Source organism: Geobacillus lituanicus (genome assembly GCF_050994965.1).
GTDB classification, from domain to species: Bacteria; Bacillota; Bacilli; order Bacillales; family Anoxybacillaceae; genus Geobacillus; species Geobacillus stearothermophilus.
This window is the reverse complement of the sequence record NZ_CP194773.1, coordinates 3,181,831-3,196,660: the sequence shown is the minus strand read 5'-3', so window position 1 is coordinate 3,196,660 and position 14,830 is coordinate 3,181,831. Positions and strand designations below refer to the sequence as shown.

General features: G+C 56.9%; 16 protein-coding genes. 15 read left to right on the top strand and 1 reads right to left on the bottom strand.

Annotated elements, in window-relative coordinates:
• Positions 1-226: 226 nt before the first annotated feature.
• The 15 genes from ACR1UW_RS16405 (at position 227) to ACR1UW_RS16335 (ending at position 13,938) form a co-directional block, all read left to right on the top strand.
• On the top strand, positions 227-1,402 hold the full coding sequence (locus ACR1UW_RS16405) for an ATP phosphoribosyltransferase regulatory subunit (RefSeq protein ID WP_498934116.1): 1,176 nt from the start codon (positions 227-229) through the stop codon (positions 1,400-1,402).
• Positions 1,403-1,576: 174 nt separating this feature from the next.
• Entirely contained in the window at positions 1,577-2,200 is a 624-nt protein-coding gene (gene hisG, locus ACR1UW_RS16400) for an ATP phosphoribosyltransferase (RefSeq protein ID WP_033012052.1), read from the top strand.
• A gap of 136 nt (positions 2,201-2,336) precedes the next feature.
• Positions 2,337-3,611 (top strand): histidinol dehydrogenase, encoded by a 1,275-nt coding sequence (gene hisD, locus ACR1UW_RS16395; RefSeq protein WP_498934114.1) that lies wholly within the window; start codon positions 2,337-2,339, stop codon positions 3,609-3,611.
• A 3-nt stretch (positions 3,612-3,614) separates the two neighbouring features.
• A complete protein-coding gene (gene hisB, locus ACR1UW_RS16390) occupies positions 3,615-4,202 on the top strand; it encodes an imidazoleglycerol-phosphate dehydratase HisB (protein ID WP_033012056.1) in 588 nt (195 codons plus the stop codon).
• A gap of 173 nt (positions 4,203-4,375) precedes the next feature.
• Complete coding sequence (gene hisH, locus ACR1UW_RS16385) at positions 4,376-5,017, top strand: imidazole glycerol phosphate synthase subunit HisH (protein WP_429878214.1); 642 nt, start codon at positions 4,376-4,378, stop codon at positions 5,015-5,017.
• A complete protein-coding gene (hisA, locus tag ACR1UW_RS16380; RefSeq protein WP_498934112.1) occupies positions 5,017-5,751 on the top strand; it encodes a 1-(5-phosphoribosyl)-5-[(5-phosphoribosylamino)methylideneamino]imidazole-4-carboxamide isomerase in 735 nt (244 codons plus the stop codon). The genes hisH and hisA overlap by 1 nt, the downstream gene beginning before the upstream one ends.
• Positions 5,748-6,506 carry an imidazole glycerol phosphate synthase subunit HisF gene (gene hisF / locus ACR1UW_RS16375; RefSeq protein ID WP_033015048.1) on the top strand — a complete coding sequence of 253 codons (759 nt, stop codon included), beginning with the start codon at positions 5,748-5,750 and terminating at the stop codon, positions 6,504-6,506. The genes hisA and hisF overlap by 4 nt, the downstream gene beginning before the upstream one ends.
• Positions 6,503-7,150, top strand: coding sequence for a bifunctional phosphoribosyl-AMP cyclohydrolase/phosphoribosyl-ATP diphosphatase HisIE (gene hisIE / locus ACR1UW_RS16370; protein ID WP_050367790.1), 648 nt, complete (start codon positions 6,503-6,505; stop codon positions 7,148-7,150). The genes hisF and hisIE overlap by 4 nt, the downstream gene beginning before the upstream one ends.
• Before the next feature lie 277 nt (positions 7,151-7,427).
• A complete protein-coding gene (locus ACR1UW_RS16365) occupies positions 7,428-8,897 on the top strand; it encodes a tetratricopeptide repeat protein (RefSeq protein ID WP_100659551.1) in 1,470 nt (489 codons plus the stop codon).
• 75 nt (positions 8,898-8,972) lie between these two features.
• A complete protein-coding gene (gene trxB, locus ACR1UW_RS16360) occupies positions 8,973-9,929 on the top strand; it encodes a thioredoxin-disulfide reductase (RefSeq protein WP_033012068.1) in 957 nt (318 codons plus the stop codon).
• A gap of 313 nt (positions 9,930-10,242) precedes the next feature.
• A complete protein-coding gene (locus tag ACR1UW_RS16355) occupies positions 10,243-10,701 on the top strand; it encodes an NUDIX hydrolase (protein WP_033012106.1) in 459 nt (152 codons plus the stop codon).
• An 18-nt stretch (positions 10,702-10,719) separates the two neighbouring features.
• Positions 10,720-11,616 carry an RNase adapter RapZ gene (gene rapZ, locus ACR1UW_RS16350; RefSeq protein ID WP_033012069.1) on the top strand — a complete coding sequence of 299 codons (897 nt, stop codon included), beginning with the start codon at positions 10,720-10,722 and terminating at the stop codon, positions 11,614-11,616.
• On the top strand, positions 11,613-12,566 hold the full coding sequence (locus tag ACR1UW_RS16345) for a gluconeogenesis morphogenetic factor MgfK (protein WP_429880561.1): 954 nt from the start codon (positions 11,613-11,615) through the stop codon (positions 12,564-12,566). The genes rapZ and ACR1UW_RS16345 overlap by 4 nt, the downstream gene beginning before the upstream one ends.
• 137 nt (positions 12,567-12,703) lie before the next feature.
• Complete coding sequence (gene whiA, locus ACR1UW_RS16340; protein WP_033012071.1) at positions 12,704-13,666, top strand: DNA-binding protein WhiA; 963 nt, start codon at positions 12,704-12,706, stop codon at positions 13,664-13,666.
• A 14-nt stretch (positions 13,667-13,680) separates the two neighbouring features.
• Positions 13,681-13,938, top strand: a complete 258-nt coding sequence (locus tag ACR1UW_RS16335; protein ID WP_047818985.1) for an HPr family phosphocarrier protein — start codon at positions 13,681-13,683, stop codon at positions 13,936-13,938.
• Positions 13,939-14,026: 88 nt separating this feature from the next.
• On the opposite strand, the gene clpP is transcribed toward ACR1UW_RS16335, so the two are convergent.
• Complete coding sequence (clpP, locus tag ACR1UW_RS16330) at positions 14,027-14,617, bottom strand: ATP-dependent Clp endopeptidase proteolytic subunit ClpP (protein ID WP_033012074.1); 591 nt, start codon at positions 14,615-14,617, stop codon at positions 14,027-14,029.
• Positions 14,618-14,830: the final 213 nt, after the last annotated feature.

Genomic DNA, 14,830 nt, shown 5'->3' with positions numbered 1-14,830 from the left:
ACTACCGCTATTTTTATTAGAAAGCAGATCACCGCCTATGCCGTGTGGAACGAAACGGACAAGCGCTTCTAGTTTTTTGAAGCGATCTTGTCCGTTTTGTTATTGGCAAAGCGTTTTCCCCTTGACGCTGTGGCCGCAAAGGAGTAAACTACTAATAACTTCACTTCTCTACCATATTAGCAAACTAAAGTATTTCCTAAAGTATTTCGATAAAGGGCGTGGGGACATGGCAAAAAAGTTGTTCATGTTTGAAAAACCGTTGGGCATGCGCGATACGCTGCCGTTTTTATATGAGTTGAAAAAGCAAGTGCGCTCGGTGATGGCGGAGGAAATTGAGCGTTGGGGGTATGAGTTTATTGAAACGCCGACGCTTGAGTATTATGAAACGGTCGGGACGGCGTCGGCGATTGCCGATCATCGGCTGTTTAAGCTTCTCGACCAGCAAGGGCATACGCTCGTGCTGCGGCCCGATATGACGGCGCCGATCGCCCGGGTGGCGGCGTCAAGGCTTTATGACGACGGCAATCCGCTCCGGTTGGCGTACAACGCCAACGTGTTCCGCGCCCAGCAGCGCGAGGGCGGCCGGCCGGCGGAGTTTGAGCAGATCGGCGTCGAGCTGATCGGCGACGGCACGGTGGCTGCCGACGCCGAAGTCATCAGCTTAATGGTCGCGTTGTTGAAGCGCGTGGGGTTGGGCCGCTTTTCGGTGGCCATCGGCCATATCGGGTATGTCAATGCGCTGTTTTTGGAGATTTTAGGGAATGAGGAGCGGGCGAGTGTATTGCGCCGTTTTTTATATGAGAAAAATTACGTCGGTTACCGCGAACATGTGAAGTCGTGGCCGCTTTCGTCGATCGATCAAAAGCGGCTGTTGGATCTTCTTTCCTTGCGCGGCGGAACGGACGTGATCGAACAGGCGAAAACGCTCGTCACAAGCGAGGAGGGGCGGCGGGCGTCCGACGAGCTGGCGGCGCTCATGGCAGCGCTTCGGACGTATGGGGTGGCCGAGGCGGTGAAGCTCGATATGGCGCTTGTCAGCCATATGAGCTATTACACCGGCATTTTATTTGACGTGTACGCCGAGCAAGTCGGATTCCCGATCGGCAACGGCGGCCGGTATGATGATTTGCTGGCGAAGTTTTCCCGCCCGGCGCCGGCGACGGGGTTTGGCTTGCGCGTCGATCGGTTGATTGAGGCGATTGGGGAAACGGATGTGCGCGGCGACATCGAGTGCATCGTCTTTAGCCAAGAGCGGCTGGCGGAAGCGGTGGAGCTCGCCGGGGCGAAACGGGCGGAAGGCAAGCGCGTCGTCTTGCAGCACATTGCCGGCATTCGTGATATTGACGCCTACAGCCAGCGCTACCGGTCGATCGTCTATTTGCTTGGCCGCAGCGGGCAATGAATGCCGCAAAAAGAGGAGAACGTCTCGAACAGGAACGACTGGAACGGCTGTCGATGAGGCGGGAGATGGAACGGCTAAAGCCACGAGGGTGTCCGGCTGCGCTAGTTCGGCGAGAGGGAGAGTTTGGCGGAAAGCGCCGCGTTTGCACATGACGACGAGCAGGGAGGAAGAGTGATGCTGACGATTGCGATGCCAAAAGGGCGCATTTTTGATGAGGCGGTCGAGCTGCTGCGGCGGGCGGATTATGTGCTGCCGCCGGAATTTGACGAGTCGCGCAAGCTCGTCATTGACGTGCCGGAGGAGCAGATGCGCTTTATTTTGGCGAAACCGATGGATGTCGTCACCTATGTCGAACATGGGGTGGCGGATTTGGGCATAGCGGGAAAAGATGTCTTAATGGAGGAAGAACGGAACGTCTATGAGCTGCTCGATTTGCACATCAGCCGCTGCCATTTGGCGGTCGCCGGGCTGCCCGGTGCCAAGATGAATGAAATCGCGCCAAGGGTGGCGACGAAATATCCAAACATCGCGTCGACGTATTTTCGCGAACAAGGTGAGCAAGTTGAGATCATCCGCCTAAACGGCTCGATCGAGCTCGCCCCGCTGATCGGCCTTGCCGACCGGATCGTCGATATCGTTTCGACCGGACGGACGTTGAAAGAAAACGGGCTTGTCGAGCTGGAACGAATCGCCGAGGTGACGTCGCGCCTGATTGTCAACCCGGCGAGCTACCGGCTAAACGGCGGGGACATTGAGCGGTTGGTCGACCGATTGGCGGCGGTGATTCCACAACCATAGAAAAAGATGGAAACGGGCGGTTGTCCGCAGAGAGCTTGATGGAGGCTCGGCGCGGCGTTGGCGGAACGGCGTCCGCGGCGCTGATGGGGGCTTGGTGGAGGAAAACGGATCGATGCCATAGAAAGGGGAGCGAACGATGAAAATCGAACGGATCCGAGGTGGCGTGTCGCTAAGGCGGACGATTGAAAGCGGAACGGAGGAGCAGCGGCGTGCGGTGCTCGATATCATCGCCGCTGTGCGCGCCCGCGGCGACGAAGCGCTGAAAGAATACACGGAACGGTTTGACGGCGTCCGCTTGGATTCGCTCAAGGTGACGGAAGCGGAACTGGAGCGGGCGCATGCGGCGATGGACGCGGAGATGCTTCAGATCATTCGCGAAGCGGCGGCCAACATTCGCGCCTATCATGAGCGGCAAAAGCGCTCATCATGGTGGATGACGAACGAAGACGGCACGATTCTCGGGCAGAAGGTAACGCCGCTTGATGCGGTCGGATTGTACGTGCCGGGCGGGACGGCCGCTTACCCGTCGTCTGTGCTCATGAACGTCATTCCCGCACAAGTGGCGGGAGTGAAGCGGATTGTCATCACCTCGCCGCCAAACCAAGACGGCGCGCTTCCGGCTGGCGTGCTGGCGGCGGCCTATGAACTTGGGGTGACGGAAATTTACAAAGTCGGCGGCGCGCAGGCGATCGCCGCGCTCGCGTACGGGACGGAAACGATCCGGCCGGTTGACAAAATTTTCGGGCCGGGCAATATTTATGTCGCATTGGCGAAGCGGGAAGTGTTTGGGCATGTGGCGATCGACATGATCGCCGGGCCGAGCGAAATTGTCGTGCTCGCCGATGAGACGGCGCATGCGGATGAGATTGCGGCCGATTTGTTGTCGCAAGCCGAGCATGACGTGCGGGCGTCAGCGATTTTGGTGACGCCGTCGATGAAATTGGCGCTGGCGGTGGCGAGTGAAGTCGAACGACAGATTGAAACGCTGCCGCGCCGCGGCATCGCCCAAGCGGCGCTTGAGAACTATGGCGCCATTTACGTCACGGAGACGCTTGAGGAAGCGGTCGATGTCGTGAACGAACTGGCGCCGGAGCATTTGGAAGTGATGACGGCCGAACCACTCGCGCTATTAGGGAAGCTCCGCCATGCAGGGGCGATGTTTTTCGGCCGCTTCAGCTCCGAGCCAGTCGGCGACTATTTCGCCGGGCCGAACCACGTGCTGCCGACGAACGGGACGGCAAGGTTTTCAAGCGGTCTCGGCGTCGATGAGTTTGTGAAAAAATCAAGCGTGATTGTTTACAGTGAAGCCGCATTGAAACAACATGGAGAAAAAATCGCCGCCTTTGCCCGCCTCGAGGGGCTCGAGGCGCACGCGCGCGCCGTTGAGATGCGGCTGAAGAAGGGGGAATGAACGATGGCAAGGGAAGCGACGGTCGCGAGAACGACGAACGAGACGAGCATTGAGCTGCGTTTGGCGATTGACGGCGAAGGAAAAGCCGAACTGGAAACGGGCGTGCCGTTTTTGACCCATATGCTCGATTTGTTTGCGAAACACGGCCAGTTCGATTTGCGCATTGACGCCAAAGGCGACACGCATATTGACGACCACCATACGACGGAAGACATCGGCATTTGCCTCGGGCAGGCGATCAAAGAAGCGCTTGGCGACAAAAAAGGAATCAAGCGGTACGGCAACGCGTTTGTGCCGATGGATGACGCCTTGGCCCAAGTGGTCATTGACTTGAGCAACCGCCCGCATTTCGAGTTTCGCGGCGAGTTTCCGGCAGCGAAAGTCGGCGCGTTCGATGTCGAGCTCGTCCATGAGTTTTTATGGAAGCTGGCGCTGGAGGCGCGCATGAACTTGCATGTCATCGTCCATTACGGGCGCAATACGCACCATATGATCGAAGCGGTGTTTAAAGCGCTCGGGCGGGCGCTCGATGAAGCGACGATGATCGACCCGCGCGTCAAAGGCGTCCCGTCGACGAAAGGGATGCTGTAGCCGATTGCATGCGGCGCTCCCTGTGGGAAAAGTTCCGCGGAGGAAGGCGGCCGGGCGCCAAGGAGAGGCGCCCGGGAAAGGAGCGCCGTGAGGAAAAGGGATGCCGTCATCAAGTGGTTCGGTGGATGAAGAAAAACGATCGATTGGCATGGATCAGCGAAGAAAGGAATGGGATGGCGATGATCGGGATCATCGATTATGGCATGGGCAACTTATACAGCGTCCGTAAAGCGCTCGAGCGGCTCGGCTGCCCGTATATCGTGAGCGGCGACATCAAGGAGTTGGCGCGGGCGCGCGGGCTCCTTTTGCCTGGGGTTGGCTCGTTTCGCGATGCGATGCACATTTTGCGTGAAACCGGGTTGGCCGATTTCATCCGTGCGGCGGCTGAAAACGGCACGCCGTTGCTTGGCATTTGTTTAGGGATGCAGCTGTTGTTTGACGAAAGCGAGGAAAACGGGCCGACCAAAGGGCTTGGGCTTTTGCGCGGCCGCGTCGTCCGCTTTCCGGGTGTGACGAAAACGGGTGAACGGTATAAAGTGCCGCATATGGGCTGGAACCGGCTCCGTTTCCATCGCCCGTCGCCGCTTCTTCATGGCGTTGAGGAAGGGCATGTGTATTTTGTCCATTCGTATTACGTCGTCCCGGGCGATGAGGACGTCGTGCTCGCGAGCAGCGAGTATGACGTGGACGTTCCGGCGGTTGTCGGGCGCGGCAACGTCTGGGGCACGCAGTTTCATCCCGAAAAAAGCGGGGCGGTCGGCATGCGCATCTTGAACAATTATGTCGGCATCGTCACGGGAAGGGGGAATCGCTGATGGCGGCGTTTACGGTGTATCCGGCGATCGATATGCGCGGCGGAAAATGCGTCCGCCTGCTGCAAGGCGATTACAGCAAAGAAACGGTGTACGGCGATTCGCCGGTCGCGATGGCCGAGCAATTCGCGGCCCAAGGGGCGGAGTGGATTCATATGGTCGATTTGGACGGAGCGAAAGAAGGGCGGCGCGTCAACGACCGGTTTGTCATTGAAGCGGCCCGCCTGGGCGTCAACGTGCAAGTCGGCGGCGGCATCCGGACGGAAGAGGATATCGTGCATTATTTAGAAAATGGGGTCGCCCGCGTCATTTTAGGAAGCGCGGCCATTGCCGATCCGCCGTTTGTGAAAAAGATGCTCCAAACATACGGCCGCCGCATCGTGATTGGCATTGACGCCCGCGACGGCTTCGTGGCGACGGAAGGGTGGCTGGCGACGTCCAACGTGAAAGCGGAAGAACTCGGGCGGATGCTCGCCGAGGCGGGGGCGGAGACGTTTATCTTTACGGACATTGCAACGGACGGCACGCTGTCGGGCCCGAACATCGCCGCCGCGGTCCGGTTGGCCGAGGCGACGGGAAAAGAAGTGATTGCTTCTGGCGGCGTCAGCTCGCTTGACGATTTGCGCGCGCTCTGCCAATATGCTGGACAAGGCATCGGCGGTGCGATCGTCGGCAAGGCGCTTTATACGAATCAGTTTACGCTTGCGGAAGCGTTAAAGGCGGTGGGCGAGCGATGATCACGAAACGCATCATCCCGTGCCTCGATGTGAAAGACGGCCGCGTCGTCAAAGGAGTGCAGTTTGTCCAGCTGCGCGATGCCGGCGACCCGGTGGAGCTGGCGAAGGCGTACGATGAGCAAGGGGCGGACGAGCTCGTCTTTTTGGACATCTCCGCTTCCCATGAAGGCCGGAAAACGATGGTCGATGTCGTCGAGCGCGTCGCTGCCGAGCTCGCCATTCCGTTTACGGTCGGCGGGGGGATTCATTCGCTTGACGATATGAAGCGGATGCTGCGCGCCGGGGCCGACAAAGTGTCGCTCAACACCGCCGCGGTGCTCCATCCGGCCTTGATCGCGGAAGGGGCGGACTTTTTCGGCTCGCAATGCATCGTCGTTGCGATTGATGCGAAATACGATGACGCCCTTGGTTCATGGCGCGTCTATACGCACGGCGGCCGCAACGCGACCGAATGGGAAGTGGTCGCGTGGGCGCAGGAAGCGGTCCGTCTTGGCGCCGGGGAGATTTTGCTGACGAGCATGGATGCCGATGGCGGCAAAAACGGTTTTGATATTGCCTTGACGCGGCGGGTGAGCGAAGCGGTCAGCGTTCCGGTCATTGCGTCCGGCGGCGCCGGCAAGGCCGAGCATTTCCTCGAAGCGTTCGAAAAAGGGAAAGCGGACGCAGCGCTCGCGGCCTCCATTTTCCATTACAAAGAAACGTCGGTTGGGCAAGTGAAAGCGTACTTGAAAGAAAGAGGGGTGAACGTGCGATGACGGCGGACATTCGCTTTGACGAAAAAGGGCTGGTGCCCGCGATCGTCCAAGATGCGCAAAGCAAGGAAGTGCTCACGCTCGCCTATATGAACAAAGAGTCGCTCGAAAAAACGATCGAGACCGGAGAAACGTGGTTTTACAGCCGTTCGCGCCAAGAGTTGTGGCATAAGGGTGCGACATCCGGGAACGTGCAGCGCGTTGTCGACATCCGCTACGACTGCGACGCCGATGCGCTGCTTGTGCTCGTCGAGCCGGCGGGTCCGGCGTGCCATACGGGCGCGTATTCGTGCTTTTCCCGCTCGCTGGACGGCGCGGCGCGCGCGCCGCAGGCCGACCGGTTCGCCATTTTGAACGAGCTCGAACAGATCATCGCCAAGCGCGACGCCGAACGGCCAGAAGGGTCGTACACGACGTATTTGTTTGAAAAAGGCGTCGATAAAATTTTGAAAAAAGTCGGCGAAGAAGCGGCCGAAGTGATTATTGCGGCGAAAAACCGGAGTCATGACGAGCTGAAATGGGAAGCGGCTGATTTGTTGTACCATTTGCTTGTGCTGTTGCGGGAACAAAAGCTGCCGCTTGACGCCGTGCTGGCAACGCTTGCCGAGCGGCACGCACAAAAAACGGAAGCAGCGGAACAAACCTAATCGTAAGCCGATGGTTGGCGAAGGCTTGTTCACGGGGACGATTGGAAACGGAGGAATGGGAAAACGGGATGCCCGCCACTCAGACTGCCGGGCTCATGGCTCGCGTGAGCGAACCGCGGAGGCAGCCGGAGGGCGGGGCATCCTTTTTGACGTCTCCGCCGTTTGGCGGACGGCGATGGCGCGGCTGCCATGTTTTTGAGCTGAGTTTTGTTGTTTGTTTCAGCGGCCAATATGATATACTGTTGTTCGACGAATTTTACGGACAACGGAGGACAGAATGGGAAAACAACTGAAGCAGTCATCACGAAAAGCGACGATTGTGCCGTTTATCCAGAACGGAGAGTATTTTTTCAAAAAAGGAATGAAAGCATACGATCGGGGCGATTTGCATAAGGCGAGGAAGTATTTCGAGCGCGCCGTCCGTTTGGATGAGCGCGATGCGTCGTTTGCTCTGCAGCTGGCGCTAGTATTGTCCGAACTTGGTGAATACCAGTTTTCAAACCAATGGCTGTTCAAAATTATTCATGATCTCGATGAAACGATGGACGACTGTTTGTATTTTTTGGCGAACAATTTCGCCTGCCTCGGCTTGTTCCGCGAGGCTCGGCAATACGCTGAACAGTACTTGGCGAATGAGCCGGACGGGGAGTTTGCCGACGATGCCGCCGACTTGCTTGAGCTGCTTCGGCTCGATGGTCCGGAATGGACGGAGGAGCAGGAAGACCTTATGGCGCTCGAGGATCGCGCCCGCCGGTTGCTTGAGGAGGAGCGGTTTGCGGAAGCGATTGAGGCGCTCGAGGCGATTGTCGCCCGCTATCCGGACGTGTGGGCGGCGCACAACAACCTGGCGCTTGCGTATTTTTACAGCGGCCAGGTCGAGAAGGCAAAAGAGAAGCTGGAGAATGTGCTTGAGCGCGACCCCGGCAACTTGCATGCGCTTTGCAATGCGCTCGTTTTCGCGTATTACTTGCATGATCAGGAGCAAGTCTCTTCCCTTTGCCGGACGCTCGCCGGGCTTTATCCGTTTTTCCATGAGCATCAATACAAGCTCGGGGCGACGTTCGCGCTTGTCGGACGGTTCGATTTGGCGTTCCGCTGGCTGCACCGCCTGTACAAAAGCGGCTTTCGCGGCGACGGGCCGTTTTACTACTGGCTCGCCTGCACCGCCTACCATACGGGGCATGAATCGCTCGCTCGGAACATGTGGGAAGAGTTTCTCGTGTTTCATCCGGAAAAGCGCGGCGAGGAGCCGTGGGCTGTTCCGTCGTTCGACGAAGCGTTTGCCCGCATCATCCGCTGGATTGAGCAGGAAGGATTGGCTGACCAGTTGTACGGCTTATATTTGTTCAGCCGCTCGAAGCAAGCGGAGGAAACGGCCATGTCGCTGGCGGTCTGCCGCTTGTTGCCGGCCGACCCACGCTTGCGTCCATTCATCGACTCGTTTTTATTTGGCTTGACCGACGGCCCGTCCGCCCGGGCGGGGAACGTCGGCCGCATGGTCGATGCGCTTTCGGCAAATAATGAAGAAAAGGAAGCACTCTGCCGCTTTGCGTTTGCGATTGCCGTCCATCCGCTGGCCGATGGCGAACGGTTTGCGAACGGAGCGGCGTGGGCGGCGGCGATTGAATACATGTGGCGCCGCCAGCAAGGAGAGAAAGTGACGCAAAAAGAGATGGCGGCCAAATACGGCGTCTCGGCGGCAACGGTGGGAAAATATGTGCAAAAAGCGCGCCAACTATGGTCATGAGCAAATCAATAGACAGGGCGAACCGACTTCTATACGATGAAAATGGAAGGATTCTCGAGCGAAGGAGTGGACGGTGTGGCAGAGGAAAAAATTTACGATGTCATTATAGCCGGAGCCGGGCCGGCTGGGCTGACGGCGGCTGTCTATACATCGCGCGCCAATTTGTCGACCTTGATGATCGAGCGCGGCGTCCCGGGCGGGCAGATGGTGAATACCGAAGAAGTGGAAAACTACCCGGGCTTTGAGACGATTTTAGGCCCGGAATTGGCGACGAAAATGTTTGAGCATGCGAAAAAATTCGGCGCGGAATACGCTTACGGCGATGTGAAAGACATCATCGACGGCGAGGCGTACAAAACGGTCATCGTCGGCGACAAAGAGTACAAGGCGCGCGCCGTCATCATCGCCACCGGGGCGGAATACAAAAAGCTCGGCGTACCGGGTGAAGCGGAGCTAGGCGGCCGCGGCGTGTCGTACTGTGCGGTGTGCGACGGGGCGTTTTTTAAAGGAAAAGAACTGGTGGTCGTCGGCGGCGGCGATTCAGCGGTCGAAGAAGGGGTGTATTTGACGCGCTTTGCCAGCAAAGTGACGATCGTTCACCGCCGCGACAAGCTGCGGGCGCAAAAAATTTTGCAAGACCGGGCGTTTGCCAATGAAAAAATTGACTTCATCTGGAACCATACGGTGAAACAAATCAACGAAAAGGACGGAAAAGTCGGCAGCGTGACGCTTGTGCATACGCAAACGGGCGAAGAACGTGAATTTCCGTGCGACGGCGTGTTCATTTACATCGGGATGGTGCCGCTCTCGAAGCCGTTTGCGAGCCTTGGCATCACGAATGAAAACGGCTATATTGTGACGAACGAGAAAATGGAAACGAAAGTGCCGGGCATTTTCGCTGCCGGCGATGTGCGGGAAAAAACGCTCCGGCAAATCGTGACGGCCACCGGCGACGGCAGCATCGCCGCGCAAAGCGCCCAGCATTACGTTGAGGAACTGAAAGAAAAGCTCCATAAGCAAGGAGTCAGCTGATCCGGTAACCAAATCGCAATCAAATCGTAATGGTTATTTAACCCAGATGTAACACGGGCGCAACACATTTGTCGTATGCTATAAGTAAGTAATTGACCCCCTTTTATATAGATCCTTTTTGGCGCGGGCGTTTGTCCGCGTCTTTTTTTGTCTGGCGCTCGCTGGGCGCGAAAGGCGTTGGCCGGGCGGAGTGCGGGAAGGCCGCCGGCGTTTTGACAGACGGGCGTTTTCCAACGGTTTGAAGGTGGAGCGGCCTAGCCATTTATGGTAAAATAAAAATAATGAGATGCGCGCAACAGTTGGGGGGAACGACTTGCAACGGGTAACGAATTGCGTACTATATAAAGACGGCCGCGTGTTGCTTTTGCAAAAACCAAAGCGCGGGTGGTGGGTCGCCCCAGGCGGCAAAATGGAGCCCGGTGAAACGGTGCGTGAAGCTTGCATTCGTGAATACCGGGAAGAGACGGGCATTTATTTGAAAAATCCGAGGCTCAAGGGCGTTTTTACGATCGTGATGAAAAACGGGAATGAAACGGTGTCGGAGTGGATGATGTTTACGTTTTTCGCCGACGACTTCATCGGCGAAAACGTGCCGTCTTCCGAAGAAGGGACGCTCGCTTGGCATGAGGTTGAAGCGCTGTCCACGTTGCCGATGGCCCCAGGAGACTACCATATTTTAGAATACGCTGTCAAAGGCGAAGGGGTCATGTACGGAACGTTTGTATATACGGAGGAGTTTGAGCTGCTTTCATATCGTCTTGATCCAAGTTAGCGGAAGGGGAGCAGAAAAATGGGGAAACACGGGGCGCAGCAACCGATTCAACTCGTCATCATCACCGGCATGTCCGGGGCGGGCAAAACGGTGGCGATCCAAAGCTTTGAAGACCTCGGCTTTTTTTGCGTCGACAACTTGCCGCCGACGCTGTTGCCGAAGTTTTTGGAGCTTGTGAAAGAGTCCGGGAATAAAATGAATAAAGTCGCGCTCGTCATGGATTTGCGCAGCCGCGACTTTTTCGACCACTTGTTTGCCGCGCTCGATGAGTTGGCCGGGCAGGCGTGGATTATGCCGCAAATTTTGTTTTTGGATGCGCAAGACTCGACGCTTGTGGCCCGCTATAAAGAAACGCGGCGGACGCATCCGCTCGCGCCGAATGAGCCGCCGCTTGAAGGCATCCGCCTGGAGCGGAAACTGCTTGAGGAGCTCAAAGGGCGGGCGCAAATCGTTTATGACACGACTGGGCTCAAGCCGCGCGAACTGCGGGAGAAAATCGTCCGCCAGTTTTCATCGCACGCCCAGTCCGGCTTTACGGTCAACGTTATGTCGTTTGGATTTAAATACGGCATCCCGATTGACGCTGACTTGGTGTTTGATGTCCGCTTTTTGCCGAACCCGCACTACATTGAGCATATGCGGCCGAAAACCGGGCTCGATGAGGAAGTGGCGTCGTATGTGCTCAAATGGGGAGAAACGCAAAAGTTTTTGGAAAAGCTGATTGATTTGCTGGCGTTTATGCTGCCGTATTACCAGCGCGAAGGAAAAAGCCAGCTGGTGATCGCCATCGGCTGCACGGGCGGTCAGCATCGTTCCGTGGCGCTCGCTGAGCATATCGCCCGCCATTTTTCCGCCGATTATAAAACGGTTGTCTCGCACCGGGACATGGAGAGGAGAAAGGAAGCGCATCGATGAGAGACAAACGAGCAGTGAAGATCGTCGTCATCGGCGGCGGCACTGGGCTTCCCGTCCTGCTTCGGGGTCTGAAACAGCACGATCTTGACTTGACGGCTATCGTCACCGTCGCCGATGACGGGGGGAGTTCCGGGCGGCTCCGGGATGAACTGCACATCCCGCCGCCTGGGGATGTGCGCAACGTGCTCGCTGCGCTGTCTGATGTCGAACCGCTTATTGTTGAGCTGTTTCAACACCGTTTTCAAAACGGCAACGGCTTATCGGGACACTCGCTCGGCAATTTGATTTTGGCGGCGCTCACATCGATCACCGGAGATTTTGTGAAGGCGATCCGCGAAATGAGCAAAGTGTTGAACGTGCGCGGCCAAGTGTTGCCGGCGGCGAACAAAAGCGTCGTGTTGCACGCGGAAATGGAAGATGGTACCATTGTTTCGGGCGAGTCGAAAATTCCTAGCGCAGGGAAAAAAATTAAGAGGGTGTTTTTAACCCCGGAAGATATTGAACCGTTGCCGGAGACGACCGCCGCCATCCGCGGCGCCGACTTGATTGTCATCGGCCCGGGGAGTCTGTACACAAGCATTTTGCCGAACTTGCTCGTGCCGAAAATCGGGCAGGAAGTGTGCAAGGCGAAGGCGAAAAAAGTCTATATATGCAACATTATGACCCAGGCCGGCGAGACGCCGCACTATACGGTGAGCGACCATGTGAAGGCGCTTCATGACCATCTTGGCGTCCCGTTTTTGGATGCCGTCATCGTCAACAGCGGGGCGATTCCGGAATCCATCCGCCGCCGGTATGAAGAGGAGCGGGCCGAGCCGGTGCATGATGACAGCGGCACGCTCGGCGTGCAGGTGATCCGTGACGATATTGTTACGTACGATGAAGGGGTCATTCGCCATAATACAGGGAAAGTCGCCGCCCTCCTTCTCGGGCTGCTTCCCCGCTGCTAGACGGCGGACGCTGTGTGCTTGGTCCGCATACGCATAGGCCAAGGAGACGGGGCGCGAGGGGCGGCGGCCGCATGGCCGCGCCGAGAGTTGGGCACCTCCAACCGGCCGGTACGGGAGCGAATGGAGGTGGAACGATCATGTCTTTTGCGTCCGAAACGAAGAAGGAGCTGACGAATTTAGAGGTCAAGCGCTGCTGCTTGCGGGCCGAGCTGTCGGCGCTGTTGCGCATGAACGGCTCACTGGCGTTTTCCGGCGGGCGGATGGCGGTCGATGTCCAAACGGAAAATGCGGCGATCGCCCGGCGCATTTATACGCTGTTGAAAAAAGGGTATGACGTCGCGGTTGAGCTGTTTGTCCGCAAAAAAATGCGTTTAAAGAAAAATAACGTGTATATCGTCCGCATTACCGACGGCGCCGCCCCGCTGCTCCGTGATCTTTGCATTTGGAACGGCGATTTTTCGTTCATTCATGACATCGATCCGGAACTTGTCAAGAAAAAGTGCTGCAAGCGCTCGTATTTGCGCGGTGCGTTTTTGGCCGGCGGCTCGGTCAACAATCCGGAGACGTCCTCGTATCACTTGGAGATTTTTTCTTTGTACGAGGATCATAACCGCTCTTTATGTGAACTGATGAACAGCCACTTTTTTTTAAATGCGAAAACGTTGGAACGGAAAAAGGGGTTTATTACGTATTTAAAAGAGGCGGAGAAAATTGCCGAGTTTTTGAACATCATCGGCGCTCACCAGGCGCTGCTCCGCTTTGAAGACATCCGCATCGTCCGCGATATGCGCAACTCGGTCAACCGGCTTGTCAACTGCGAGACGGCCAATTTGAACAAGACGATCGGCGCTGCACTCCGTCAAGTCGAAAACATCCGCTACATCGACGAGACGATCGGCCTCGACGCCTTGCCAGCGAAGCTGCGGGAAATCGCGAAGCTTCGCATCGAGCATCAAGACGTGACGCTGAAAGAGCTTGGCGAGATGGTCGCCGGCGGCAAAATCAGCAAATCCGGCATCAACCATCGACTGCGCAAAATCGATGAGATCGCGGAGCGGCTGCGGGCGGGAAAGCCGGTCGACTTCCATAAATCGCTGTAAAGGGGGGATGGAGAATGGTGGAAAGACAAGTCGAAGTGAAATTGAAAACCGGGCTGCAGGCGCGCCCGGCGGCGTTGTTTGTCCAAGAGGCAAACCGTTTTTCCGCTGATGTGTTTTTAGAAAAAGACGGGAAACGGGTGAACGCGAAAAGCATTATGGGCTTGATGAGCCTCGCTGTCGGCCACGGAGCGGTGGTCACGCTCATCGCCGACGGTCCGGATGAACAAGAAGCGATTGAAAAGCTCGCCGCCTATGTGCAAAAAGAAAAGTGAGTGGTGCGCCGGAACGACCGTCGGTGCGTTCGCGGGCGAATATGAGACAAGGCTGCTCCGTTTCCGAAGCAGCCTTTATTGTTTCGGCTTATTTTTCGTCCGAACGCGTCAGCACCCGGTCGATAATGCCATATTCCATCGCTTTTTGCGCCGTCATGAAGTTGTCGCGGTCCGTATCGCGTTCGATCACTTCGATCGGCTGGCCGGTGTTTTCCGCCAAAATGCGGTTCAGTTTGTCGCGCAAGAACAAAATGCGCTTCGCGGCGATTTCGATTTCCGTCGCCTGCCCTTGGGCGCCGCCGAGCGGTTGGTGGATCATTACCTCGCTGTTCGGAAGGGCAAACCGTTTTCCTTTGGCGCCAGCCGCCAGCAGAAACGCCCCCATCGATGCCGCCATGCCGATGCAAATCGTCGATACGTCTGGCTTAATGAACTGCATCGTGTCGTAAATCGCCAAGCCGGCCGTGATCGAACCGCCCGGGCTGTTGATGTACAAGGAAATGTCTTTGTCCGGGTCTTCCGCCGCCAAAAACAGCAGCTGCGACACGATCGAGTTGGCCACTTGGTCGTCGATCGGGCTGCCGAGGAAAATGATCCGGTCTTTCAACAACCGCGAATAAATGTCATACGCCCGCTCCCCGCGGTTCGTCTGTTCAATGACCGTCGGAATCAAATACATCCAAAACGCCTCCTTTTCCCTTTCATAAAGTATGTACGCCTTCATCATACACGATTGGTCAATGAAGGTCAAACAAAATGCCCTCTTCCCGCCAGTTATATATATTCGCGAACGACGGCGAACATCCCTCTTTTCATCATAACCGCTTTTTCATTTTTTAAACCACTGTTTTCCGCCTCTGCAACCGGGGCGAAGAACCGCGGCCGTCGGTGC